At 60.0% G+C, this 24,155-nt stretch carries 29 protein-coding genes; 18 read left to right on the top strand and 11 right to left on the bottom strand.

Annotated elements, in window-relative coordinates; translation table 11 throughout:
• Window positions 1–100 precede the first annotated feature (100 nt).
• The 4 genes from AC2FIR_RS14790 to AC2FIR_RS14775 are packed head-to-tail and all read left to right on the top strand — an operon-like array spanning window position 101 to window position 4,268.
• Window positions 101–1,345, top strand: coding sequence for an ABC transporter substrate-binding protein (locus AC2FIR_RS14790; RefSeq protein WP_170619080.1), 1,245 nt, complete (start codon window positions 101–103; stop codon window positions 1,343–1,345).
• Between the two features lie 57 nt (window positions 1,346–1,402).
• Window positions 1,403–2,275 carry a carbohydrate ABC transporter permease gene (locus AC2FIR_RS14785; RefSeq protein ID WP_170612976.1) on the top strand — a complete coding sequence of 291 codons (873 nt, stop codon included), beginning with the start codon at window positions 1,403–1,405 and terminating at the stop codon, window positions 2,273–2,275.
• On the top strand, window positions 2,268–3,167 hold the full coding sequence (locus AC2FIR_RS14780; protein ID WP_480813783.1) for a carbohydrate ABC transporter permease: 900 nt from the start codon (window positions 2,268–2,270) through the stop codon (window positions 3,165–3,167). The genes AC2FIR_RS14785 and AC2FIR_RS14780 overlap by 8 nt, the downstream gene beginning before the upstream one ends.
• 3 nt (window positions 3,168–3,170) lie before the next feature.
• Complete coding sequence (locus AC2FIR_RS14775; RefSeq protein ID WP_480912059.1) at window positions 3,171–4,268, top strand: ABC transporter ATP-binding protein; 1,098 nt, start codon at window positions 3,171–3,173, stop codon at window positions 4,266–4,268.
• Window positions 4,269–4,326: 58 nt separating this feature from the next.
• Here AC2FIR_RS14775 and AC2FIR_RS14770 read toward each other — a convergent pair whose 3' ends face one another.
• Both AC2FIR_RS14770 and AC2FIR_RS14765 read right to left on the bottom strand, forming a co-directional pair.
• A complete protein-coding gene (locus AC2FIR_RS14770) occupies window positions 4,327–4,935 on the bottom strand; it encodes an MlaC/ttg2D family ABC transporter substrate-binding protein (protein WP_170612982.1) in 609 nt (202 codons plus the stop codon).
• Entirely contained in the window at window positions 4,925–5,740 is an 816-nt protein-coding gene (locus AC2FIR_RS14765) for an MlaA family lipoprotein (RefSeq protein WP_496746889.1), read from the bottom strand. The genes AC2FIR_RS14770 and AC2FIR_RS14765 overlap by 11 nt, the downstream gene beginning before the upstream one ends.
• A gap of 294 nt (window positions 5,741–6,034) precedes the next feature.
• On the opposite strand from AC2FIR_RS14765, the gene AC2FIR_RS14760 reads away from it, so the two are divergent.
• The 4 genes from AC2FIR_RS14760 to AC2FIR_RS14745 are packed head-to-tail and all read left to right on the top strand — an operon-like array spanning window position 6,035 to window position 8,778.
• A complete protein-coding gene (locus tag AC2FIR_RS14760) occupies window positions 6,035–6,490 on the top strand; it encodes a RidA family protein (RefSeq protein ID WP_170612984.1) in 456 nt (151 codons plus the stop codon).
• Window positions 6,487–7,254, top strand: a complete 768-nt coding sequence (locus tag AC2FIR_RS14755) for a glycerophosphodiester phosphodiesterase family protein (protein ID WP_480912053.1) — start codon at window positions 6,487–6,489, stop codon at window positions 7,252–7,254. Before AC2FIR_RS14760 ends, AC2FIR_RS14755 begins: the two co-directional genes overlap by 4 nt.
• A gap of 46 nt (window positions 7,255–7,300) precedes the next feature.
• On the top strand, window positions 7,301–8,488 hold the full coding sequence (locus AC2FIR_RS14750) for a GNAT family N-acetyltransferase (RefSeq protein ID WP_480912051.1): 1,188 nt from the start codon (window positions 7,301–7,303) through the stop codon (window positions 8,486–8,488).
• Window positions 8,485–8,778 (top strand): 4a-hydroxytetrahydrobiopterin dehydratase, encoded by a 294-nt coding sequence (locus AC2FIR_RS14745; RefSeq protein ID WP_170612990.1) that lies wholly within the window; start codon window positions 8,485–8,487, stop codon window positions 8,776–8,778. The genes AC2FIR_RS14750 and AC2FIR_RS14745 overlap by 4 nt, the downstream gene beginning before the upstream one ends.
• On the opposite strand, the gene AC2FIR_RS14740 is transcribed toward AC2FIR_RS14745, so the two are convergent.
• The 4 genes from AC2FIR_RS14740 to AC2FIR_RS14725 form a co-directional block, all read right to left on the bottom strand.
• Window positions 8,775–9,086 carry a hypothetical protein gene (locus tag AC2FIR_RS14740; RefSeq protein ID WP_170612992.1) on the bottom strand — a complete coding sequence of 104 codons (312 nt, stop codon included), beginning with the start codon at window positions 9,084–9,086 and terminating at the stop codon, window positions 8,775–8,777. The genes AC2FIR_RS14745 and AC2FIR_RS14740 overlap by 4 nt on opposite strands.
• A 53-nt stretch (window positions 9,087–9,139) precedes the next feature.
• The gene (locus AC2FIR_RS14735; RefSeq protein WP_170612994.1) at window positions 9,140–9,487 is read right to left on the bottom strand and encodes an EF-hand domain-containing protein; all 348 of its coding nucleotides are present in this window, start codon (window positions 9,485–9,487) and stop codon (window positions 9,140–9,142) included.
• An 11-nt stretch (window positions 9,488–9,498) separates the two neighbouring features.
• Entirely contained in the window at window positions 9,499–9,744 is a 246-nt protein-coding gene (locus tag AC2FIR_RS14730; protein WP_170612996.1) for a glycine zipper 2TM domain-containing protein, read from the bottom strand.
• Between the two features lie 104 nt (window positions 9,745–9,848).
• Window positions 9,849–10,334, bottom strand: a complete 486-nt coding sequence (locus AC2FIR_RS14725) for a peroxiredoxin (protein ID WP_496746887.1) — start codon at window positions 10,332–10,334, stop codon at window positions 9,849–9,851.
• Between the two features lie 99 nt (window positions 10,335–10,433).
• On the opposite strand from AC2FIR_RS14725, the gene AC2FIR_RS14720 reads away from it, so the two are divergent.
• The 4 genes from AC2FIR_RS14720 (at window position 10,434) to AC2FIR_RS14705 (ending at window position 13,127) form a co-directional block, all read left to right on the top strand.
• Window positions 10,434–11,645 (top strand): FAD-dependent oxidoreductase, encoded by a 1,212-nt coding sequence (locus AC2FIR_RS14720; protein ID WP_170807027.1) that lies wholly within the window; start codon window positions 10,434–10,436, stop codon window positions 11,643–11,645.
• Window positions 11,642–12,202 carry a 16S rRNA (guanine(966)-N(2))-methyltransferase RsmD gene (gene rsmD, locus AC2FIR_RS14715; RefSeq protein ID WP_170679920.1) on the top strand — a complete coding sequence of 187 codons (561 nt, stop codon included), beginning with the start codon at window positions 11,642–11,644 and terminating at the stop codon, window positions 12,200–12,202. The genes AC2FIR_RS14720 and rsmD overlap by 4 nt, the downstream gene beginning before the upstream one ends.
• Window positions 12,203–12,287: 85 nt before the next feature.
• Window positions 12,288–12,923, top strand: coding sequence for an HAD family hydrolase (locus tag AC2FIR_RS14710; protein ID WP_496746885.1), 636 nt, complete (start codon window positions 12,288–12,290; stop codon window positions 12,921–12,923).
• A 24-nt stretch (window positions 12,924–12,947) separates the two neighbouring features.
• The gene (locus tag AC2FIR_RS14705; RefSeq protein WP_170613006.1) at window positions 12,948–13,127 is read left to right on the top strand and encodes a hypothetical protein; all 180 of its coding nucleotides are present in this window, start codon (window positions 12,948–12,950) and stop codon (window positions 13,125–13,127) included.
• On the opposite strand, the gene map is transcribed toward AC2FIR_RS14705, so the two are convergent.
• A complete protein-coding gene (gene map, locus AC2FIR_RS14700; protein ID WP_496746883.1) occupies window positions 13,115–13,927 on the bottom strand; it encodes a type I methionyl aminopeptidase in 813 nt (270 codons plus the stop codon). The two genes, AC2FIR_RS14705 and map, sit on opposite strands and share 13 nt — an antisense overlap.
• Before the next feature lie 179 nt (window positions 13,928–14,106).
• On the opposite strand from map, the gene AC2FIR_RS14695 reads away from it, so the two are divergent.
• Window positions 14,107–15,783, top strand: coding sequence for a tetratricopeptide repeat-containing sulfotransferase family protein (locus tag AC2FIR_RS14695; protein WP_496746882.1), 1,677 nt, complete (start codon window positions 14,107–14,109; stop codon window positions 15,781–15,783).
• Window positions 15,784–15,906: 123 nt separating this feature from the next.
• On the opposite strand, the gene sfsA is transcribed toward AC2FIR_RS14695, so the two are convergent.
• Window positions 15,907–16,608, bottom strand: a complete 702-nt coding sequence (gene sfsA, locus AC2FIR_RS14690) for a DNA/RNA nuclease SfsA (RefSeq protein ID WP_496746880.1) — start codon at window positions 16,606–16,608, stop codon at window positions 15,907–15,909.
• Window positions 16,609–16,657: 49 nt separating this feature from the next.
• Between sfsA and AC2FIR_RS14685 the strand changes: the two genes are divergently transcribed.
• The 4 genes from AC2FIR_RS14685 to AC2FIR_RS14670 are packed head-to-tail and all read left to right on the top strand — an operon-like array spanning window position 16,658 to window position 19,573.
• Complete coding sequence (locus AC2FIR_RS14685) at window positions 16,658–17,380, top strand: competence/damage-inducible protein A (RefSeq protein ID WP_496746879.1); 723 nt, start codon at window positions 16,658–16,660, stop codon at window positions 17,378–17,380.
• Window positions 17,377–18,087, top strand: coding sequence for a GNAT family N-acetyltransferase (locus tag AC2FIR_RS14680; protein WP_496746878.1), 711 nt, complete (start codon window positions 17,377–17,379; stop codon window positions 18,085–18,087). Before AC2FIR_RS14685 ends, AC2FIR_RS14680 begins: the two co-directional genes overlap by 4 nt.
• Window positions 18,088–18,101: 14 nt before the next feature.
• Window positions 18,102–18,674, top strand: coding sequence for a peroxidase-related enzyme (locus tag AC2FIR_RS14675; RefSeq protein WP_480536559.1), 573 nt, complete (start codon window positions 18,102–18,104; stop codon window positions 18,672–18,674).
• Entirely contained in the window at window positions 18,671–19,573 is a 903-nt protein-coding gene (locus AC2FIR_RS14670; protein ID WP_496746876.1) for an OmpA family protein, read from the top strand. Before AC2FIR_RS14675 ends, AC2FIR_RS14670 begins: the two co-directional genes overlap by 4 nt.
• Before the next feature lie 83 nt (window positions 19,574–19,656).
• On the opposite strand, the gene AC2FIR_RS14665 is transcribed toward AC2FIR_RS14670, so the two are convergent.
• Window positions 19,657–20,562: a LysR family transcriptional regulator gene (locus AC2FIR_RS14665; protein ID WP_170679902.1), complete on the bottom strand. Its 906-nt coding sequence runs from the start codon at window positions 20,560–20,562 to the stop codon at window positions 19,657–19,659.
• A gap of 229 nt (window positions 20,563–20,791) precedes the next feature.
• Here AC2FIR_RS14665 and AC2FIR_RS14660 point away from each other — a divergent pair, with 229 nt between their 5' ends.
• Complete coding sequence (locus tag AC2FIR_RS14660) at window positions 20,792–21,232, top strand: DUF4399 domain-containing protein (protein ID WP_321249790.1); 441 nt, start codon at window positions 20,792–20,794, stop codon at window positions 21,230–21,232.
• Window positions 21,233–21,323: 91 nt separating this feature from the next.
• Here AC2FIR_RS14660 and AC2FIR_RS14655 read toward each other — a convergent pair whose 3' ends face one another.
• The gene (locus AC2FIR_RS14655; RefSeq protein WP_321249789.1) at window positions 21,324–21,950 is read right to left on the bottom strand and encodes a dioxygenase family protein; all 627 of its coding nucleotides are present in this window, start codon (window positions 21,948–21,950) and stop codon (window positions 21,324–21,326) included.
• Between the two features lie 122 nt (window positions 21,951–22,072).
• On the bottom strand, window positions 22,073–24,100 hold the full coding sequence (locus tag AC2FIR_RS14650) for an FAD-dependent oxidoreductase (RefSeq protein ID WP_480912018.1): 2,028 nt from the start codon (window positions 24,098–24,100) through the stop codon (window positions 22,073–22,075).
• Window positions 24,101–24,155: the final 55 nt, after the last annotated feature.

Genomic DNA, 24,155 nt, shown 5'->3' with positions numbered 1-24,155 from the left:
TTTACCCCGGAAAATCATTGCCAGACGGCCGTCCGCTATCCGTAGTATCGCGCATCGCCGCCGGTCCGGTGGCTAAAAAAGTATCTGGGAGGATCCCTTTATGAAACGTTTTGCATTGTCCGCAGTTTCGACTCTGGCTGTGGTCGCAGGCACCTCGGTTACGGCCGAGCCGCAGGCCGAAGTTCTGCACTGGTGGACATCAGGTGGCGAGGCTAAATCGGTCGCCGTTCTGCAGGAAGAATTCGCCTCGAATGGCGGTACCTGGACTGACATGCCCGTTGCCGGTGGCGGTGGTGATGCGGCAATGACCGCGCTGCGGGCCCGTGTTCTGGCCGGTAATGCTCCGACCGCAGTTCAGTTGAAAGGCCCGGCCATTCAGGAATGGTACGAAGAAGGCGTTCTGGCTGACATCTCGAACGTGGCCGAGGCCGAAGGCTGGGCGGATGTCCTGCCCGCGTCGATCGCCGGTCACATGATGTGCGAAGGCACGTGGTGCGCCGCTCCGGTAAACGTCCACCGCATCGACTGGATCTGGGCGAACGCCGATGTGCTGGCTGCCAACGGCATCGAAATGCCCACCTCGTGGGAAGAGTTCAACGCCGCAGCCGAGAAACTGCTGGCCGCCGGTGTGATCCCTCTGGCCCATGGTGGGCAGGCGTGGCAGGACGCGACCGTGTTCGAAGCGGTTGCTTTGGGTCTGGGAGGACCCGAGTTCTACCAGAAGGCTTTTGTTGATCTGGACCCTGAAACGCTGACCTCGGACACCATGGTTCAGGTCTTTGACCAGATGCGCACCCTGCGCGGGTTCGTGGATGAAAACTTCTCGGGCCGTGACTGGAACCTGGCCACCGCCATGGTGATGAATGGCGAAGCGGCGTTCCAGATCATGGGTGACTGGGCCAAGGGCGAATTCCTGGCGGCTGGCAAGAAGCCCGGCGAGGACTTCCTGTGCGCCTCGACCCCCGGCGACGGCTACCTGTACAACGTCGACAGCTTTGCCATGTTTGACGTGGAAGGTGACGACAAGCGCGCAGGCCAGGAACTGCTGGCCAAGCTGATCGTTGCGCCGAACTTCCAGGAAGTGTTCAACCTGAACAAAGGCTCGATCCCGGCCCGTACGGATGTTGCACTGGATGCGTTCGACATCTGCGCGCAAATTTCGGCCGAAGACATGGGCTCGACCTCGGCAGGCGGTTCGCTTCTGCCTTCTTACGCGCATGGTATGGCTCTGCGCGGTGCGCAGGCTGGTGCGATCACCGACGTTGTGACCGCGCATTTCAACTCGGATATGTCCTCGGCTGACGCGGTTCAGCAACTGGCGGACGCGGTGGCAAACAGCTACTGATCCAATACGCTCTGCCCCCTATACTGAGGGGCAGAGCATCTTTCCCCGGAGGAAAAAATGTCCGAATGGCTGGAAAACCACCTGCCCAAGGTGGTGCTGGCACCGTCGTTCATCGCCGTATTGATCTTTGTCTACGGCTTTATCGGATGGACCGCATGGGTGTCGCTGACCCGATCGAAGCTTCTGCCGAAATACGAGATCAAGGGCTTCATTCAATACGAACGCCTGTTCGACTCGCCCCGTTGGGATACGGCGATCAACAACCTTTATATCTTTGGCGCGCTGTTCATCGTAATCGCGATGATGCTGGGCCTGTTGCTGGCTATTCTGCTGGATCAGAAGATCCGCGTCGAAGGGGCCATTCGCACGATCTACCTGTACCCCATGGCGCTGTCGATGATTGTGACCGGTACCGCGTGGAAGTGGATCCTCAACCCGGGCCTGGGTATCGAGGCGATGGTGCAGGGCTGGGGCTTTCCGAACTTCGAATTCGACTGGCTGGTGAACCCGGATTACGCCATCTACACCATCGTCATTGCTGCGATCTGGCAGAGCTCGGGCTTTGTCATGGCGCTGTTCCTGGCCGGTTTGCGTTCGGTGGATGGTGAGATCATCAAGGCCGCGCAGGTCGATGGTATCCCCACATGGCGCATCTATACGGCAATCATTATCCCCTCGATGGCCCCGATCTTCCTGTCTGCCTTCATCGTGCTGGCGCACCTTGCGATCAAGAGCTTTGACCTTGTCATCGCCCTGACGGGTGGCGGTCCGGGCTACGCGACCGATCTGCCCGCAACCTACATGTACGCCATGGCGTTTTCGCGTGGCGATATCGGTCAGGCGGCTTCGTCGGCAATGATCATGATGCTGGTCGTCTTTGCCATCGTGGTTCCCTATCTTTACTCAGAGCTGAGGGCGAAAAATGACTGATCTGTCGATGCCCCAAACCCAAACCCGCATCCAAAGTGCCACCGGCAAGATTGCCCTGCGTTGGCTGCTTTATGTCCTTTTGGGACTGTTCGCGCTCTATTACCTGATGCCGCTTTTCGTGATGTTGACCACATCGTTGAAAAGCCTTGAGGAAATTCGCACGGGCAGCCTGATTTCCCTGCCGCGCGAGGTCAGCTTTGAGGCCTGGAAAACCGCGTGGTCCGGCGCCTGCACCGGTATCCAGTGCGAGGGCCTGCGGCCCTATTTCTGGAACTCGGTCCTGATCGCGGTGCCTGCCGTGGCCATCTCGACCCTGCTGGGCGCGCTGAACGGCTATGTCGTGGCGCAATGGCGGTTCAAAGGCGCGAACATCATCTTCTCGCTGATGCTGTTTGGCTGCTTCATCCCGTTCCAGGTTGTCCTGCTGCCGATGGCGCGCCTGTTGGGCATGATGGGGATTGCCGGGACCATTCCGGGCCTGATCTTTGTGCACGTGATCTACGGGCTGGGCTTCACCACGCTGTTCTTCCGCAATTACTATGTCACCATTCCGTCCGAACTGACCAAAGCGGCTCGGGTCGACGGTGCCGGGTTCCTGCGGATCTTCTGGTCGATCTTCCTGCCGCTGTCGCTGCCCATCATCGTGGTGACCGTGATCTGGCAGTTCACCCAAATCTGGAACGACTTCCTGTTCGGCGTGTCGTTCAGCCAGGCGGGTACACAGCCCGTGACCGTGGCGCTCAACAACATCGTAAACTCCACCACCGGCGTCAAAGAGTACAACGTCGACATGGCTGCCGCGATCATCGCGGGGCTGCCGACGCTGCTCGTCTATGTCGTTGCCGGTAAGTATTTCATCCGCGGCCTGACCGCCGGTTCCGTGAAGGGATAACCCATGGCTCCCATCCTCGATATCAACAACCTGTATAAGAATTACGGTGCGACCGAGATTCTGAAGGACATCAACATCTCGATCGAACCGGGCGATTTCCTGGTGCTGGTCGGCCCCTCGGGCTGCGGCAAGTCCACCCTGTTGAACTGCATTGCAGGTCTGGAGCCGATCTCGGGCGGCACCCTTTCCATCGGTGGCAACGACATGACCCATGTCAGCCCCAAGGATCGCGACATCGCGATGGTGTTCCAATCATACGCTCTGTATCCGACCATGACTGTCGCCAAAAACATCACCTTTGGTATGAAGGTGCGAGGCGTCGACCAGGCCACGCAGGACGCGAAACTGAAAGAGGTCGCGTCACTGCTGCAAATCGAGCAGTTGCTGAACCGTCGTCCCAGCCAGTTGTCTGGTGGCCAACGTCAGCGTGTGGCGATGGGGCGGGCGCTGGTGCGCGATCCCAAGCTGTTTCTCTTTGATGAACCCCTGTCCAACCTTGACGCCAAGCTGCGGGTCGAGATGCGGACCGAGATCAAGAAGTTGCACCAGACGCTGGATGCCTCAATCGTCTATGTAACCCATGATCAGATCGAGGCGATGACGCTGGCCACCAAAATCGTCGTTCTGAAAGGCGGCATCGTGCAGCAGATCGGCAGCCCGGCCGAGATCTATAACAACCCGGCCAACCTGTTTGTCGCTGACTTCATGGGCTCGCCCGCGATGAACCTGATCCCGGCCAAAGCATCGAACACTGGGTCAGGCACCCAGATCGCTATCTCGCGCGGAGCGGGCGAGATGCTGGTGTTGAACGATGCCCGCGACTTGTCCCTGCCAAAGGATGTGATCCTTGGCCTGCGCCCCGAGGATATCGCCGAAGCAGGCTTTCGTGCCGGAGCGGGCGTACAGGAGGCTGCGTGCATGGTCGATATGGTCGAACCTGCAGGCGCGGACACTTATGTGGTCTCGGAACTGGGCGGCAAACAGGTCACGGCGCGCCTGCATGCGGAAACCAGCGCACAGGCTGGTCAGATGCTGAACCTGGCCTTCGACATGAGCAAAGTGTCTTATTTCGCCGAAGAGACCGGCGAACGCCTCAACTGAAATGAAAAAGCGCCGCGCGAGGGTTTCGCGCGGCGCTTTTTTGATCTCTCGAATGGGATCAGCTGAGCCGGTTCATGTCTTTGATCAGCCTGTTCAGGTCGCCGCCACGCGCATCCAGCATCGCTCCGACTTCGGTCCGTTCGGTCAGCAGCATGTTCACCCCTTCGATGAACATATTGAAGAACCGGTCACGCCCGGATTTGTCCGAGACCAGAAAGGTTACATCGAACGGCGCGGATCCCTTTAGCTTGACCGAGGTTCTGACCTCGTAGCCAGCCTTGATTTTCCGCGCGTCGCGAACAGTTACTTCGCCACCAATGAATTCGCGGAACCGGCGTCCGTATTTGGTGGAAATGTAGCCCTGAAACGCCTTGGTGAACTGTTTCAGCTGCGTCGGGCTGGCCGCGCGGCCATCGGCGCCCAGCACATAACGCGCCATGATCGGCACATCGGCATATTGCACGAAGATCTTTTCAAAATCGCGCAACATGGCATTTTCGGATTTGCCCGAGGCGATCACGCGATTGATGTCGTCAACAACGCTGACAACCAAAGCCTTGGCACTGGCTTCGGTCTGGGCAAGCGCGGGCAGGGGGACTAGGGCAAGCGCAAGGCCTGCCAATCCGGTGGCAACAAAATCGCGTCTGTTCAGAGGGTTATTCGGCATAGGGGTCCTCGTAGGGGTCTAGATAGGGGTCCCTGACAGGGTCGGTTCCGGTTTCGGCATAGGGGTCAGTATAAAGACCCAGATAGGCGTCCTCATCGTCTCTGGCCAGTTCAAAGCGGCGATTTTGCAGGTAGATCGTGCGCGCCTGGGCATAGCTGTCGGCGCTTTCATACAGGATCGAGTCGACCGTGTCTGCAAACCGTCCCCGGTCACCCATCCGGCGCACAACTTCGGCATAGACGCCGATGTTGTCCACCGGGCGGACCGGGCTGAAATTGATCGGGTTCGAGAACAGGTTGACGATCACACCGACCGAGTCCCGCGCGGTCGACGGACCATAGAAAGGCAGTTCGACATAGGCGCCTTCACCGACCCCCCAAACATGCAGTGTTTCACCGAAATCCGTATCCACAGGCGGCAGGTTCAATTCGCTTGCCGGGTCGGACAGGCCCACACCGCCCACGGTCGTATTGATCAGAAACCGCAGCAGCGCATTGCCGGACTGTTTGATATTGCCCTGCAAAAGATAGTCCAGGGCCTGACCGGGCATGGTCAGGTTCTCGGCGAAATGGTTGAAGCTTGTGACCATCGGGTCGGGCACGATCTTCACGTAGCCTTTCGAGGCGGGACGAAACAGAAACCGGTCAACGCCAAGGTTGAATTTGTGGATACCCCTGTTGGCATTTTCATACGGATCAAAGATTTCTCCGCGTGCGGCTTCGTCCTGCGGTTGGGATGCGCAGGCGCTCAGGACAGCAAACACAGACAGCAGGATCAGAGATTTCAGGCTGAATTTACTCGACACGGTCTTCGTTACTCCAATACATCCGTTGCGGGTACACCGGATACTTAATCAATGTGGCCTTTTTCAGCGCTTCAAGGCCCAATTCGCCGTCACATATGTGTTTCGCAATCACTTTGAAACACATAGCGTTTAACCCGCCGAAAGGAAGTAGGTAAAGTGACTCAAGTTCAACAGTTCAGAATAAGAAAAGTTTCGCCAAGGCCGATCAGCGATGAAAAATGACGGTTTCCAGCTTTCCCAACCGCGTGTTCGCGGTTAGCGTCCGCCCGAGTCAAACAAGGTGAGGATCATCACATGAGCATTGCAGCGAAACTGGAAAGCCTGGGCGTTGCCCTTCCCGACGCACCCGCACCGGCCGCGAACTACGTGCCCTTCGTACGTGTTGGCAACATCGTCTATGTCTCGGGTCAGATTTCCAAGGCCGACGATCTGATCACCGGCAAACTGGGCGACGACATGGATGTCGAGGCAGGCGCAGCTGCAGCCAGGGTGTGCGCCATTAACCTGCTGGCCCAAGTCAAGGCGGCTTGTGGCGGCGATATCGAGAAACTCGTGCGCGTTATCAAGCTGACCGGCTTTGTGAACTCGACCGCTGATTTCACGGCCCAGCCGCAGGTCATCAACGGCGCGTCCGATTTTCTGGTCGAGGCGCTGGGCGAAGCCGGTCGCCACTCGCGCTCGGCCGTCAGTGCGGCATCCCTGCCGCTAGGTGTCGCGGTCGAGATCGAAGGCATTTTCGAAGTCCAATGACGCCATCTCTGCCAGCAGAGTTCCTGCGAGCCCCGATTGCACATCGGGCGTTGCACGACATTGCGGATCACCGCCCGGAAAACAGCCGGGCGGCCATTCGCGCGGCTGTCGCGGCCGGGTACGGCATCGAGGTTGATCTGCAACTGACGGCCGATGACCGGGCCATGGTATTTCACGACTATGACATGACCCGGCTGACCGGGCAGCCTGGCCCGATACGCCAGACCACCTGCGCTCAGGCGAAGGCCATGCATCTACTGCATGGCGATGACGGTATTCCCACGCTGGACGAAGTGCTGGAGCTGATTGGGGGCAAGGTACCACTGCTGATCGAGCTCAAGGATCAGGACGGTGCCATGGGCACTGATATCGGGCCGTTGGAACACGACACCGTGCGGGCACTGCGCGGGTATGAAGGCCCCGTGGCGCTGATGTCCTTCAACCCCAACAGCGTTGCGGAACTGGCGCGGCTTGCCCCGCATCTGCCACGTGGTCTGGTCACGTGTTCCTACGATCCAAAGGTGGAGCTTCTGCCGCAAAAGGTTTGCGACCACTTGCGCGAAATCCCGGATTTCGACCGGGTCGGTGCCGCTTTCATCAGTCACGAGGCGGAGGACCTTTCCCGTCCCCGCGTGGCTGAACTCAAGGCGCGTGGCGTGCCGATCCTGTGCTGGACCGTTCGCTCGCCCGAGCAGGAGGCCGAGGCGCGCAAGGTTGCCGACAACGTGACCTTCGAGGGGTATCTGGCGGCACATCCGGGTTGATCCCGCCCCGGGCCGTCACAGATAAAGAACAGACGCGGGAGGGGATATGGATCAGGCACAGATTGAGGTTCGGGTTCTTGGGTCGCTCTCGCAGATACCTGCGGTCGAGTGGGACAGTTGCGCTTGTCCCGAGACTGATGATGGTGGGCGTCCGCTGGACCCGTTCACCACGCACCGGTTCCTGCTGGCGCTCGAAGAGAGCGGCTCGGTCGGGCGCGGTACCGGCTGGCAGCCGCAATATCTGGCGGCTTATCTGGACGGGATGCTGATTGCTGCCGCCCCGATGTATGCCAAATCGCACAGCCAGGGCGAGTATATCTTCGACCATAGCTGGGCCCATGCCTATGAGAATGCCGGCGGGCGCTACTATCCGAAGCTGCAAATCGCAGTACCTTTTACCCCGGCAACCGGGCGCCGTTTTCTGGTGCGCCCCGGCTATGAAGGTGTCGGCACGTCGGCGCTGGTTCAGGGCGCGGTGCAGCTGGCAGCCGACAACCGGGTCTCGTCAATCCACATAACCTTTTGTACCGATGATGAGGCGCGTGCAGGTGAGCAGATGGGACTGATGCACCGAACCTCGCAGCAGTTTCACTGGCTCAACGACGACTACACCGATTTCGATGCGTTTCTGAGGGCACTGTCGTCCCGCAAGCGTAAGAACATCCGCAAGGAACGGGCACAGGCAAACGGCTTCGGCGGAGACATTCGCACACTGACGGGCACGGATCTGCATCCCGACCACTGGGACGCTTTCTGGCGCTTTTACCAGGATACCGGGTCGCGCAAGTGGGGCGCGCCCTATCTGACGCGCCAGTTCTTTGATATTGCACAGGAAACCATGGCAGATGACATGGCGTTGGTGTTGGCTGAACGCGATGGGTATCCGGTTGCCGGGGCGCTGAACTTCATCGGGCGTGAAACGCTGTTCGGACGCTATTGGGGCTGTGTCGAGCATCACCCCTGTCTGCATTTCGAGTTGTGCTATTATAGAGCGATCGACTTCGCCATCGCTCATGGCCTCAAACGGGTCGAGGCGGGCGCGCAGGGCGAGCACAAGCTGGCCCGCGGCTATCTGCCCACGCGTACGCACAGTCTGCACTGGATCGGCGATCCGGGATTTGCGGACGCTGTGCAGAATTATCTGGACGCCGAAGCCCGCGCGGTGGGAGAAGAGATTGAGATTCTGACGGACTATGGCCCGTTCAGAAAATCGAACCCGGAGGAACAGCAATGACCGAACTACTGTCGACCGAGACACGCGGCCCGCTACTGGATCCGTTGTTCAGGAACGGCTGGACGATGGTCGATGACCGGGATGCAATCACAAAAACCTTTATCTTCGAGGATTTTGTCCACGCTTTTGGCTGGATGACGCAGGTGGCGATCTTTGCGGAAAAGTGGAACCACCACCCCGAATGGTCGAATATCTACCGCACGGTCGAAGTGGTCCTGTCCACCCATGACGTAGGCGGCCTTTCCGCGCTGGATGCCAAGCTGGCGCGCAAGATGGACAGTCTGCTCTAGCCCCGGTCGCTACCCGAGCCCACACCGCCCGCCAAAGATGCGGCTACGCCCATCTGTTCGAATTCAGCCGGAGTAACCGTGCCATCGCTGACATTGATGCCGCCTGGAATCCGGGTTGTCTTGTTGCCGATCGACCGGACGCTGCGCGCCGCCGGGTTAATATCGAGACAACGTGTCTGATAACAGGTCAGACCATTGGTGTTGATCTGGATACGCGCCTGCCCGTCGGGGCCTGTCACTACCGGGGCCTGCGGGACGTTACAGGCCGCCATCACGCTCAGAACACCAAGGCCAATCCATTTGTTCATCAAAGGCTCCTGTCCCATCAGATCAGCCCCGGTTGTTCCGCGGCCGGTCCGTTTCAGTCCAGCTGGCCATTGCCGTCCTGGTCGGCGGCCAGAAAATCTTGGTTCATCTGTGCGTCATATTCGGCACGAGAAACCTGGCTATCGTTGTTGCGGTCCACTTTCCGGAACATGTCGAGACTTAGAAAGGGTTTCGCTTCGGCCTGACCCAGGGTGCCATTCTTGTCCTCATCCATTGCCTGAAAGGCATAGTCGGAAAAGGCGTTGAACTCGTCCCGCGACAGGAAGCCGTCGTTGTTTCCGTCGATGGCGTTCAACTCGCCCTCATGCAATTCGGCGACGCTTTCCGCGGAAACGGCACCGGCCATCATCATGGCCATGATCACTATAATACCACGTTTCATCCTGCCTCTCCTCAGCACGCGTAACGTTGACCGGACACGCCACCGGCTGCCGCACCGGCTGCCGTCAGGATCGTTTGGCCCGATCCGCCGCCAAACTGATTGCCGATGGCCCCGCCAATCAGCGCACCACCCAAGGTCCCGCTGAGGCACGCAATCTCATGCTGCCGTGCGGCTTGCTGCTGCGGTGTGGGGGCCGGTCCACAGGCCGCCAACAAGCCTGCGCCACCTAAAATCAAAGGAAAAATCTTTAGCATCATAAACAAACTCCCCGGTTATATGTGCCAAGTATTCGCACTTCGGGGCGTTGCATCAAGTTAAATGCACTTTAACCGGCCCCGGCTTGCCCCGGGGCCAGCCAATTTCAGATGACGTCCAGCAGACCTTCGCCGGCCGAAATTTCACATGCGCCCGGGCTTTCTTCGAGGTTCAGCGCCACGACCCGGCCGTCTTCGACCAGCATCGCATAGCGTTTCGACCGCGCGATCAGACCCGCGGGCGGGGCGTCGAAGTTCATTCCGATGGCTTTCGTGAACTCGGATGCTGCATCGGCCAGCATGGTCAGGCCCGCATCCGAGGCGCCCGTCGCCTCGCCCCATGCTTTCATCACGAACGGATCGTTGACCGAGATGCAGATGATCTCGTCGACGCCTTTGGCGCTGAACTGATCCTTGGTGCGCATAAAGCTGGGCACATGCGCCGAATGGCAGGTCGGCGTGAATGCGCCCGGTACGGCAAAGATCACCACCTTGCGCCCTTTGGTCTTGTCCGACACCCGAACCTCTTCCGGGCCTTCCGCACCGATCTGGGTCAGCGTGGCTTCGGGCAGCATATCACCTGTTGAAATCATTTTAGCGCTCCTGTCATTTGGATTTGCAGAGTCGGTCCCTGCCGCAATATAGGTGAGCGGATCAAGTTAACCACGGGAATTCGACAGGGTGGGAGGAACATGAGCCATATTGTCGTGATTGGTGCCGGTCAGGCCGGATCTTCGCTTGTTGCCAGACTGCGCAAGGACGGGTTTGAGGGGGACATTACCCTGATCGGGGCCGAGCCGCATCTGCCCTACCAGCGCCCGCCATTGTCCAAAGCCTACCTGTTGGGTGAGATGGAGCTGGAACGCCTGTTCCTGCGACCCGAAAGCTTCTATGCCGAGAACAATATCACCCTGCGTCTCGGCCAGCGTGTCTCCGCCATCGACCCAAACGCAAAAACCGTTACTCTGGGCGATGAGGTCATTCCTTACGACGAGCTGGCACTGACCACCGGATCGGACCCGCGCCGCCTGCCCGCATCCATAGGCGGGGATCTGGACGGCGTGCACGTGGTGCGTGATCTGGCCCATATCGACGAGATGGAGCCCCGTGTGACAGACGGCGCACGCGCGTTGATCGTGGGCGGCGGTTACATTGGCCTTGAGGCTGCGGCGGTCTGCGCGAAGCGCGGAGTCAAGGTGACGCTGGTCGAGATGGCCGACCGCATCCTGCAACGGGTCGCTGCCCGCGAGACCAGCGACTATTTCCGCGCCCTGCACAGTGAATATGGCGCCGACATCCGCGAAGGCGTCGGGCTGGACCGTCTGGTTGGCGACAACGGCAAGGTCACCGGCGCGGTACTGACCGACGGCACCGAGCTTGCGGTTGATTTCGTGGTGGTCGGCGTTGGTATCTCCCCCTCGACCCAACTGGCTGAAATGGCAGGCTTGGAACTGGACAATGGCATCAAAACCGACGCCCATGGCCGCACCTCGGACCCGTCGATCTGGGCGGCGGGCGACTGCGCGTCCTTCCCGCACAAGGGCGATCGTATCCGCCTGGAAAGCGTTCCCAATGCCATCGATCAGGCTGAAATCGTGGCCCAGAACATGCTGGGCGCTGCAAAGGACTATGTTGCAACGCCGTGGTTCTGGTCAGACCAGTACGATGTGAAACTGCAAATCGCGGGGCTGAACACCGGTTATGACCGCGTTGTGACCCGAAAGGGCGAGGGTCAGACGGTGTCGTTCTGGTATTACAGCGGGGATCGGTTGATTGCCGTTGATGCGATGAACGACCCGCGCGCCTACATGGTCGGCAAGCGCCTGATCGAAATGGGCAAGACGGCGGATCCGGCGACTGTGGCCGACCCCGACGCGGACCTGAAACCGCTGCTCAAGGCGTGAGGATCATCGCCGGAGACTTCCGGGGCCGCGCGCTGGCCCCGGTCGGCAAGGGGGACGCAGGCGCGCATTTGCGCCCCACCACGGACCGGGTCCGCGAAAGCCTGTTCAACGTTCTGGCCCACAAGATCGAATTTGACGGCCTGCGGGTGCTGGACCTGTTCGCGGGCACAGGCGCATTGGGGCTCGAGGCGCTGTCACGCGGAGCATCTCATGTGACCTTTGTCGATGACGGGCGCGTGGCGCAGGGGCTGATCCGACGCAATATCGACCTGACCCGCAGTGCCGACCGCACCAACCTGATCCGCCGCGATGCGACCCGACTGGGGGAAAACCCCGGCGCGCCCTGTGATCTGATCTTTCTGGATCCGCCTTACGGAAAGGCGCTGGGCCAGAAGGCAATCGCCGCTGCCCTGACCGGCGGCTGGATCAGCGACCACGCGGTTCTGGTCTGGGAAGAAAACTCTGCCATGGTTGTACCTGAGGGGTTCAGCCTGCTGGATGCACGGAAATACGGCGACACCCATATCTCATTGATGCAGCGTGGCGTTTCAGATTGAAACGGCCTGCGCGGAGTGACGCCGAGCCCAGATTTGCAGGCTGGTCGATCCTCGGCTAGCTCAACCGAAAAAGGCGGAGGACCCCATGCACGATCTGGTCATATTCGATTGCGACGGAGTTCTGGTTGATAGTGAGGTCATCTCGAACCGGGTCTTGATGGAAAATCTGGCGCGATATGGGCTGAGCCTGTCACTGCCGGAGTGTATGTCTCTGTTCGTGGGTGGAACCATGGCAGGTGTCCGGGACAAAGCGCGGGCTTTGGGCGCGGACCTGCCCGAGGACTGGACCGATCAGGTTTATGCGGAAACATACGAAAAGCTGCGAGCGAGCGTGCCGTTGGTGGCAGGTGTGCAAAGCCTGCTGACGCTTTTGGATCAGAAGGGCATTTCGTTCTGTGTCGCGTCCAATGGAAGCCCGGACAAGATGCGGATCACATTGGGCCAGAATGGGCTGTGGGACCGGTTCAGCGATGTGATGTTTTCCGCCCATGTGCTGGGAACTGGCAAACCCGAGCCGGATATGTTTCTGGCCGCCGCTGAACGTTTCGGTTCGATGTCCCCGGTGGTGATCGAAGACAGTGTGAATGGCGTCACTGCCGCCATTCGTGCCGGAATGCGGTGCCTGGGGTTTGCCGCCCATGATGACGGGGCATCTCTGGCGCAACTGGGGGCCGAGGTGTTTCACGACATGGCCGACGCCCCGCAGCTTTTGGGAATTTGAGCCGGGCGTGCTACCATCCCTGATATGGACCGCGCCTTACCGTCTCCGTTCTGGACGATCACATCCGATACCGACACAACGACCGGCCCGCCGCCAAAACCGCGTCGCGCGCCCGTGTTTATCCACGACGCCATCACCCCGTGGGGTGACGAGACGATGCTGCTGAAACTGCTGCGCGAGCAGGCTGCCGATCAGGAAGAATAGGTCGGGTGGAACTTTCCGCCCGGTGACAGGGTAAAGATCTCGACCCCGTCCGAAGTCACCCCTACCGAATGCTCGAATTGCGCCGACAGCGACTTGTCGCGGGTCACGGCGGTCCAATCATCGGCCAGTGTCTTGGTTTCGGGGCGGCCCAGGTTCACCATCGGCTCGATGGTAAAGAACATCCCTTCTTCCAGTTTGGCTCCGGTACCCGGGCGACCGTAATGCAGCACGTTCGGCGGGGCGTGGAAGACCCGGCCCAGACCGTGGCCGCAGAAATCGCGGACAACGCTCATCCGATGGGCCTCGACATAGGTCTGAATGGCATGGCCGATATCGCCGAACGTATTGCCGGGCTTGACCATTTCGATGCCCTTGAACAATGCGTCATGGGTTACCTGGATCAGCCGTTCCGCCTTGCGCGGCAGTTTACCCGCAACAAACATGCGCGACGTGTCGCCGAACCAGCCATCAACAATGACGGTGACGTCGACATTGAGGATATCGCCGTCTTTCAGCTTTTTGTCGCCGGGGATGCCGTGGCAGACCACGTGGTTCACGCTGATGCAGCTTGCGTGCTGATAGCCCTTGTAACCGATAGTAGCCGAAGTCGCGCCCGCATCTTCGACCATCTGCGTGATGAGACCGTCAATCGCGCCCGTGGTCTGGCCCGGAAAAACATGGTCGGCAATGTCGTCGAGAATCCGCGCCGCCAGCGCCCCTGCCGCATGCATCCCGGCAAAGTCACCCTGTTCATAAATGCGGATGCCGTCCTTGGTCAGACGGCCACGATGCTCTTTCATCGACGCTAAGCTCCAAATGTGTCGCGCAGCATTCCTTTTACGCTGCTTGCGCAGAAAGTACCAGAGGGTGCAGGGTAGCACCTGCAGTCGGAGGGTTGCCTCATCTCTGGTAGACCCTGCGGGTAGAATGAAATAGCACATGGCAAAAGCCGCCGGGTTTGCGCAAATGACAGAAAGGCATGGCAATGCAAAAAGCTGATCAGCTGAGGGCCGAAATCGCCAGCATCAGCGATCTGCTCAGGAAAGGCCGGGCCGATCGGGCTTTCAAACGGGCAACCAAGGCGGCCAAGAAATGGCCGAACGTGTCGGCATTACCAAGACTTGCCGGTCTGTGTGCGATCCAGCAGGGCAAATTCCCTCTGGCCCAGACTTATTTCGAACGGGCATGGCGGCTGGAACCCGGAAACGCGGATTTGATCCAGAATTACGGCATGAGCCTTGTTCAGGGTGGCGACGCTGGCAAGGCGCTAGCGTTCATTGACAAAATCGGCACACGCGCACCCCTGACGCCACCCCAGCAGTTCATTCGCGCGATGGCGTTTCTGCGAGAGCAGAAGGAACAAAAGGCGTTGGAAGCCGTTGATCTGGTGCTGAAGCGCCAGCCCGGCAATCTCGAGGCGCAGTGCCTGAAAGCCGACATTCTGGACGAATTGCGCCGCTGGGATGATGCGGTCGGGCTCCTGACGGCGCTTGTCAGACAGCATCCCAAATTTCAGTACGGGCAATTGCGACTGTCCAAGGCTCTGGCCGGGGTCGGTCGGCTGGACGAAGCCCTGAAACACGCACGTCTAGCGCTTGCCTTGGCGCCCGGTCATCCGGAAACACTGGAGTTCATTTGCAAGCTGCCGGGCCTGAAGCAGGACGATCTGCCTGCCTTGCAGGCTCAGGTCTCAAAATTCCTCGGCGAGGGGCCGATCGCCAACCGTGAAAGTGCCTCGCTGATTCACTTCGCTGCCGCAAGCCTTGCGCGTCTGGACAAGGACCTGGCGCAGGAGATGCATCATCTGGACGAGGCGCACGAACTGCGGCGCGACGGTTTGGAAAGTCTGGAGGAGAGCCGCGAGAAGGAATGCCGCGACCGTCTTGCTGCGCCTTTGCCGAAGGAATCTTCGGACCCGCGAACCGACATTCCCCGACCGATCTTCGTTGTCGGCCTTGCCAGATCGGGCACAACTCTGGTCGAGCGTATCCTGTCGGCACATTCACAGGTACAGGGGCTGGGAGAGCTTGCCACCGTTCAGTTCTGGGTGATGAAAGAGGAAAGCCTGCATTCACAGGCGCAACCACTGGCGGATTACTATGTCGAGCGCCTGCCCGAGCTGAACCGGGACGCCGCGGCCTTTGTGGACAAGATGCCGGGCAACTACGCCTATCTCGGCGCGATTGCACAGGCCTTTCCCAATGCGCTGATCCTGAACGTCCAGCGCGATCCAAGGGACGTCGCCCTGTCGATGTGGCGCGAGAATTTCGGCGCGCAGGGGATGTATTTCACGCATGACTTCAAATGGATGGCGGCCGAGGCCAACCGTTACCGCCGCTACATGCAGCACTGGCACAAGGAACTGCCGGGCCGTATTCACGACATCCGGTACGAGTATCTGGTCAACAATCTGCAGGACGCGGCAGCCGAGCTTGCCCAAGTTTGCGACCTGTCGTTCGAAGAAAGCATGCTGACGCCGCAATCCTCATCGGACGCGGTCAAAACCGCCAGCAGCCTTCAGGTCCGCCGGCCCGTCAGCACGTCGTCGGTCGGGCGTTGGCGCGAGGTGGCGGATCACTTGGCGCCATTTGTGAAGCGACTGGATGCGGAGCTTTGGCCGGAGGTGTACGAAGAGGCTCAAGACGCCGTGAAGTAAGAGGCCCAAATTCAAGGAGACCCATGAACTCCACCTTGTCAGGAAACGCAGGTAACCCGTCGGTATCTGCGTGGTGATCCAAATCTGGGTTGAAACGAAACGCCTGCGCCGTGCAAGGCGTCTTTAGGTGGGAATGGGTCTCGGGTTTACCCAAACACCTTCCGGCGAAATCCGCGTTCCGTAAACCAGCCGCTCGACGCCCTGCGCCTGCGCGGCCTCGAAGGCGGCCGCATAGGCGGGGTCGATATCGTCGGCCAGCGCAAACCGGTCGCAATCGGTGCGCTGCACCAGATAAAGCATAATGGCGCGGTGTCCTTGTGTGGCCATCGCCGCCAGCTCGCCCAGATGTTTGGTGCCGCGCGCGGTGACGCTGTCTGGGAACTCGGCCAGACCGGGCTGGCGGGACAGGGTGACGCTTTTGACCTCGACATAGGCGTCCGGCAGGCTAGGCCCGGTCAGAAGGAAATCGATGCGGCTGTTCTGGCCGTATTTCACCTCGGCTCGGATGGTTTCATATGCCGCCAGTTCCGGGATTTCACCGGCGTTCAGTGCTGCGCGCAGGGCTTTATTCGGAACCGATGTATCGACCCCGGTGAAATGTCCGTTTTCGTGATCGACTAGCCGCCAGCCGTATTTCAGCTTTTTCTTCGGATCGTCATTGGGCTCCAGCCAGATTTGCTCACCCGGTTCGGCCAGTCCCATCATCGAGCCGGGGTTGGCGCAATGGGCTGTAACCTCGCGCCCGTCCTCAAACGTGCAGTCGGCCAAGAAGCGTTTGTATCGGCGGATCAGGCGGGCGGGGACAAGAGGGGTTTCAAATCGCATGTCTCACGGCCTATACCTGCCCAAACGGTCGATCAAGAGGGGAGCGCACATGGCCAATCCAACCGCCGCAATGCTGGTGATCGGGGATGAAATCCTGTCCGGCCGCACCCGCGACGCCAATATGCACTATCTTGCACAGGAGCTGACCAAGCACGGCATCGACCTGAAAGAGGTCCGCATCGTTTCAGATGAGGCACCGACCATCGAGGCGGCGGTCAGGGCGCTGTCCGATGCGCACGATCATGTCTTCACCAGCGGTGGCATCGGCCCGACCCATGACGATATCACCGCCGATTGCATCGCCCGCGCGTTTGACACCCCAATTGACATTCGCGCCGACGCGCGCGCCCTGCTCGAGGCGCATTACGACAAGTCGGGGCTGGACCTGAACGCTGCCCGTCTGCGCATGGCGCGCATTCCGGACGGTGCCGCACTGATCGAAAACCCGGTTTCGACGGCGCCCGGTTTCTCCATCGAAAACGTGCATGTGATGGCTGGGGTGCCCTCCGTCTTTCAGGCCATGGTGGCCAGTGTTCTGCCCACGCTGACCGGCGGCAGCCCGTTGTTGTCGCAGACCCTGCGCATTGACCGCGGTGAAGGGGATATCGCGCAAACCCTGGCGTCGCTGGCCGAGGAGTTTTCCGATCTGACCATCGGCTGCTACCCGTTCCAGATCAACGGGGTCTTTGGTGCCAATGTCGTTGTGCGCGGCACCGATGGTGCCCGCATCGACGCCGCAACCACCCGCCTCGCGAAAGAGCTTCAGCTTTGAGCGTCAACTGGGAGGCCGTAGTGGATGGCACATGGCCGGCCGCCGCCTACGAAACAATCGGGCCGTTCCGGCTGCGGCAAGGGCAGGGTGGCGGCTCTCGGGTGTCCGCCGCCAGTGCGACTTCTTCCGCGACCGAAGCCGATATTGATGCGGCCGAGAAAGCTATGGTGGAACTGGGGCAGAAACGCCTCTTCTGTCTGCGTCCGGGGAACGACGCGCTGGATGCCCAGCTTGCCGGACGCGGCTACACGGTGCTTGATCCGGTCAACATCTATGCCTGCCCGGTCGGGCACCTGACGGACGTGCCGGTGCCGCGCGTGACTGTTTTTACCATCTGGAAACCGCTTGCGATCATGTGCGAGATTTGGGCGACGGCCGGTATCGGGCCGCAACGTCTGGCCGTCATGGATCGGGCGGATGGCCCGAAGACCGGCCTGCTTCTGCGGCGCAAGGACCAACCGGCGGGGGTTGGATTTGTGGCGGTACATGAAGGGGTTGCCATGATGCATGCGTTGGAAATCCTGCCCGCACATCGCCGACAGGGTCTGGGACAATGGGCCATGCGCGCCGCGGCCTTTTGGGCGCTGGACAACGGCGCCCATACCTTTAGCGTGATCTGCACCAAGGCAAATACCGGCGCCAATCGTCTCTATCACTCTCTTGGGATGGAGATCGCCGGAGAGTATCACTACCGCCAGCTGGCCTGAGGAGAAAGACAGCCGTGCCCGATCAAGACATGCCCACAGCGCTGAACCTGCCCATGGTCGACCCGCTGCCGCCCGAGACACAGAAGTATTTCGACATCTGCGTCGAAAAGCTGGGCATGGTGCCAAACGTGCTGAAGGCCAATGCGTTTGATATCGACAAGCTGAACGCGTTCACCGCGATGTACAACGATCTGATGCTGGCAGACAGCGGGCTGACCAAGCTGGAACGCGAGATGATCGCGGTTGTGGTCTCGTCCATCAACAAGTGTTTCTATTGCCTTGTGGCCCATGGCGCAGCCGTCCGGCAATTGTCCGGCAACCCGCAGCTGGGCGAGATGCTGGTGATGAACTACCGCGTGGCGCCGTTGGACGACAAGCAGCGTGCGATGCTGGATTTCGCCGCCAGAATGACGACAGCCAGCGCTGAGATCGAGGAAACCGACCGCCAGCGGCTGCGTGACGTTGGTTTCTCGGATCGTGATATCTGGGACATCGCCAACGTGACCGGCTTTTTCAACATGTCGAACCGGGTGGCCAGCGCCACGGGTATGGTCCCGAACGACGAATATCACGCCCAGTTCAGATGATCCGCCGCGTTGCCCTTTGCCTGTTGATGCTGGCCGCTCCGGCAGCGGCGCAGGACCTGACGATGCCAACCGGTGCCCGTCAGATCAGCGACCGTACCAGCCCGCTGGACAGTTACGCGCTGCCGACCGGTCCGTTCGCCGATGGCGCAGTCCCGACACGCGAGGTCGAGGGGCGGGTCGAACGCTTTACCTGGAAGCTTCAGGCCGGATCCAGCACGACCTTGCAGATTCTGGCCCCGCTCAGGGATCAGCTTGTCGCGCAGGGCTTTGATATTGGGTTCGAATGTGAGGCCCGCGCCTGTGGCGGTTTCGATTTCCGCTTTGGCATCGAAGTGGTACCGACGCCTGATATGTATGTCGCCATTCAGGATTATCGTTTTCTGTCCGCCTCGCGGGATCAGGAAGTGCTGAGCCTTCTGGTCAGCCGCAATCCGCCCGACGGGTACGTGCAGATGATCCGTGTTACACCCGTGGCGGAAACCGCGCCGCCCCCGGTCGTGGTCGAGGAAACCGTCGAAACCGAAGGTGGCCTGCTGGCGGACTTGCAGCAGAATGGGCATGTCATTCTGGACGACCTGCATTTCAACACAGGGGAAGTTGATTTGGGTGAGGGTCCGTTTGCCTCGTTGGCGCTGCTGGCGGGGTTTCTGGGCGACAATCCCGACCTGCGCTTGGCGCTTGTGGGCAACACCGATGACACCGGCGACCTGCAAGCCAACATCTCGGTCAGCACAAAACGCGCCCAGTCGGTCCGTACCCGCCTGATCGAGGCACATGGCGTCGCGCCGGACCGGATCGAGGCGGAAGGGGTTGGATATCTGGCACCGATCACCTCGAATGCAACGCCGGAAGGCCGTGATCTAAATCGCCGGGTCGAGGCGGTTTTGCTGATCAATTAGGTACCTAACAGTCCTGCCTAGGCTGGGACAAAAAAAGGCCCGCACAAAAGGCGTGCGGGCCGTTCAGTTTCCACGGGGAGAATTTACCAGTCCATCGGACCCTTGTCGCTGAATGAATCAGCGAGAAAATCAATGAATGCTCGTACCTTGGGCTGCGTGAAGCGGCCGGGCGGGTAGACGGCATAGACGCCCTGTACCTCATCCGGCAGGGACGGCATCGCGTCCTGCACCGCGCCGGACTTCATCGCGTCGGCATAAAGATAGCTGGGCAGATAGGCGATACCCAACCCTGAGATGGCGGCGTTCAGCAGGGATTGGCCGTCATTGACGCTCAGCCATCCGGCGGTGCGAACCTGCCGCTTTTCGCCCGAGGGTGCAGTCAGTTTCCAGACATTGCCGGATGACTGGCTGGAATAGTGCAGAAGCTTGTGTTCGTTCAGATCGTCAATCTTCTGCGGGCGTCCGTATTTCTCGATATAGCTGGGGGCCGCAACCATCCGTTTGACGGTTTCGGTCAGCTTGCGCGCGCGTAGCGTGCTGTCTTCCAGCTCTCCGATTCGCACTGCGACGTCGAACCCCTCTGAGATCAGCTCCACGTACCGGTTGTTCAGCACCATGTTCACGGTGATGTCGGGATAGGCCGACAAAAAGCCGGACAACACAGGCGACAGGTGATTCACACCAAAATCCGTGGCCACGCTGATCCGCAGCAGACCCGACGGGGCGGACTGCATCGATGTCACCAGCGCGTCCGCTTCGCCTGCGTCATTCAGCACCCGGCGGGCACGATCATAATATGCCAGCCCGATCTCGGTGGGCGAAACGCGGCGCGTTGTCCGGTTCAGCAGTCTAGCACCCAATCGTGCCTCAAGGCTCGATACATGCTTGGAGACAGCCGATTTGGAGATGCCCATCTTTTTGGCCGCATCTGTAAAGCCGCCCTGATCCACTACATTGGAAAAGGCTTCCATTTCGGTCAATCGGTCCATTCGCGTACCCCAGGTCTTGGTTCTTTGCCTGACCATGGCCCTGAACTTGGGCGGAAACGGGGCAGACATGGGATAATATCTGGGATTTGATTCGGATCGTTTGCACATGGGAAACGCTGAAACAGTGGTTTCCATGCGCGCTACAGGACGTGCATTGTCAGCAAATCAGGGGGCAATTGCCCAATCGTGCTATGTTGAGAATGGCAAATTTGTGTCCAGGGAGGGAATCATGAAAACATTTATTGGTGTTGCCGCGCTTTGCCTGTCCGCTTCGCTTGCGTTGGCCCAGGGTGAAACGCCGTCAAACCCCGACGCCCGGGTCTATTTTGTCAATCTCGCGGATGGTGACACCGTCCAGTCGCCGGTCACGGTGGTGTTTGGCCTCAGCGGCATGGGGGTTGCCCCTGCGGGGACGGAAAAGGAAAACACCGGCCATCACCACCTGCTGATCGATCGCCCGCCATTGGGTGAGGGCGAGGATGGAGCGGACGAGCTGTCCTATGGCCTGCCCGCAGACGACAATCACCTGCATTTCGGTGGCGGCCAGACCCAGGTAACGCTGGACCTTGAGCCGGGCGAACACACGCTGCAACTGGTTTTGGGCGATGCGGGCCACGTACCGCATGCGACGCCGATTGTGTCCGAGGTGATTACGATTACGGTGGAGTAACGCCTTACACCGAACTTTGCGGTAATCACCGTTAACCACGGCGGGCAAATTTTTGGCGCGCAGAGCCATGCAATACTGACAACGTTTCCTGTCAGACAACTATGTTGACTGTCGTTTCTATCCCGCCCGAGACCTCGACATATGTCATCGAAACGTTGCGGGCCTCGGCCGGGGACATACGCCGATAGAGCGAATCCCGCTTATTGCCGGGGTTTCCCGCCTCGTAGAACTGCGTGGTCAGAACCTCGCGGTCTCTTTCTAAAACCTTGACATGGATATGCGGCGTCCGGCCCGGATAGCTGCCTGGCTTGATTGTCCGGAAACTATAGCGACCCTGCGCGTCCGTGATGTCGTGTCCAAAGCCCTGAAACCCCCGGTCGTATTGCACATTCCGCCTGTCGCCGGGGTGAATGTATTTTCCATTCACGTCGCATTGCCAAATCTCGATCCGGTATCCTGCCCGGGGACGCCCGGCCTTGTCTGAGATCCGTCCTTTTAGGGTGATCACCTCACCTCCGGCTTCCCGAACCAGACCGACGACTTTGACCAGATCGTTATCCGCATCGGCGGCGCGCATCGGTTCTGTGGGATAGAACGGACCCTCTGCCGCATTCGGCGTCAGTTGCGCGGCAGCGGTGCGCCCTGCAGCCCAGATCGCCCCGATAAAAGTGACCGCGCCGGTGAGAAACCCGCGCCGATTGTCTTCGCCCGTTGCCATGGCCTTCTCCACAGTTGCACCCGGTCAGGTCTGCGCCCCGGCAGACGGGCGCAGCACCTAAGATATAGACCGAAACCTGTGTGCGGCCAATTTCCACAAAGGCCGAACGAAGGGTCGTCTCCTTAGAACGCCGCAGCCAGCCGCGTGCCCTGATTGATTGCCCGTTTGGCGTCCAGTTCGGCCGCAACATCCGCGCCGCCGATGACATGTGGCGTAATCCCGCGTTCGATCAGCGCATCTGCCAGACTGCGCTCGGACACCTGACCGGAACACAGAACGATCGTGTCCGCCGCAATCACCGTCGGGTCGGCGCGTTCTTCGCCAAAGCTGACATGCAGGCCTTCATCATCGATACGCTCATAGTTCACGCCGCCCACGAAATTGACGTCCTTCATTTTCAGTGTCGTGCGATGAATCCAGCCGGTGGTTTTGCCCAAACCTTTGCCATGCGCCTGTTTTTTGCGCTGCAGCAGCGTGACCTGACGTTTTGGCGCTTCGGGTTGCGGCCCTTCCGGCGCAAGGCCCGAGCGGTGCTTGGCCGGGTCAGTAACACCCCATTCCTTCATCCAAGCGGGCAGGTCAGTGGTCGGGCTGTGGCCCTCTTCGACCAGATACTCAGACACGTCGAACCCGATGCCGCCCGCGCCGATCACGGCCACGGACTTCCCGACCTTGGCCTTGTTGCGCAATACGTCGACATAGCTGAGGACATTGTCCCGATCCTGCCCCGGAATCTGCGGATCGCGCGGGGTGACGCCGGTGGCAATCACCACTTCGTCATATCCGGTCAGGTCCTCTGCCCTCACCTCGCGGTTCAGTTCCAGCTTCACGCCAAGATCGCTCATCATGGTGCGGTACCAATCGACGAGGCCCCAGAATTCTTCTTTCCCCGGAACCTGCTTGGCCATGTTCAGCTGGCCGCCGATTTCGGCGGCGCGGTCGAACAGCGTCACGTCGTGACCACGCTGGGCGGCGGTCATCGCGGTGGACAGTCCGGCAGGCCCTGCGCCAACAATGGCAACGGTTTTTGGCGACTCGGCCTGGGAAATCACCAGCTCAGTTTCATTGCAGGCACGCGGGTTGACCAGGCAGGTGGTCAGCTTGCCGCTGAATGTATGATCCAGACAGGCCTGATTGCAGGCGATACAGGGCGCGATCTTTGCGCCGTCGCCAGCGATGGCCTTGTTCACGAAATCCGCATCCGCCAGCATTGGCCGTGCCAAGGATACCATGTCGGCGCAACCGGTCGACAGAACTTCTTCGGCCACGTCGGGTGTGTTGATCCGGTTCGAGGTGATCACCGGGATCGACACCTTGCCCATCAGCTTTTTGGTCACCCACGCAAAAGCTGCGCGTGGGACGCTGGTGGCAATCGTCGGAATTCGCGCTTCGTGCCAGCCGATTCCGGTATTCAGGATCGTAGCCCCCGCCTTCTCGATCTCCTGTGCCAGTTGCACAACTTCGTCATGGGTCGAGCCGTTGGGGATCAGGTCAATCATCGACAGGCGATAGATGATGATGAATTCGGCACCCACTGCCTCGCGCGTGCGGCGCACAACCTCGATCGGCAGGCGCATCCGGTTTTCGTAGGAACCGCCCCAGCGGTCGGTGCGCTTGTTCGTGTGGGTCACAAGAAACTGGTTGAGGAAATACCCCTCGGACCCCATGATCTCGACCCCGTCATAGCCCGCTTTCTGCGCCAAAACGGCGGCGGTCACGATGTCGCTGATCTGCTTCTCGATACCCTCTTCATCCAGCTCATGCGGGGGAAACGGCGAGATCGGGGATTTGACCGGGCTGGGGGCCACACATTTCGGGCCATAGGCATACCGTCCCGCATGCAGGATTTGCATGGCGATCTTGCCGCCCGCGTCGTGCACGCGCTGGGTCACGATGGAATGGTTCGCCACTTCTGTCTCGTTGGTCATCATCGCCGCCCCGGGCAGCACCGATCCCTCAAGGTTCGGGCCAATTCCGCCTGTCACCATCAGCGCCACGCCGCCCCGCGCCCGGTCGGCATAGAATTCGGCCACCCGGTTCCAGTCGCCGGTTTCCTCAAGTCCCGTGTGCATCGACCCCATCAACACGCGGTTTTTCAGCGTGGTAAAGCCCAGATCCAGCGGGGCCAGCATGTTTGGGTACGCGGTCATGGCGGAACTCTCCCTCGTAAACTCGGCTGAAAGATTGACGTTCGCGTCAACATTG

The sequence above is a fragment of the Ruegeria sp. CDSB136 genome (assembly GCF_059610965.1).
Note: the sequence above shows the minus strand (reverse complement) of the source record. Positions and strands in the feature narration are given on the sequence as shown.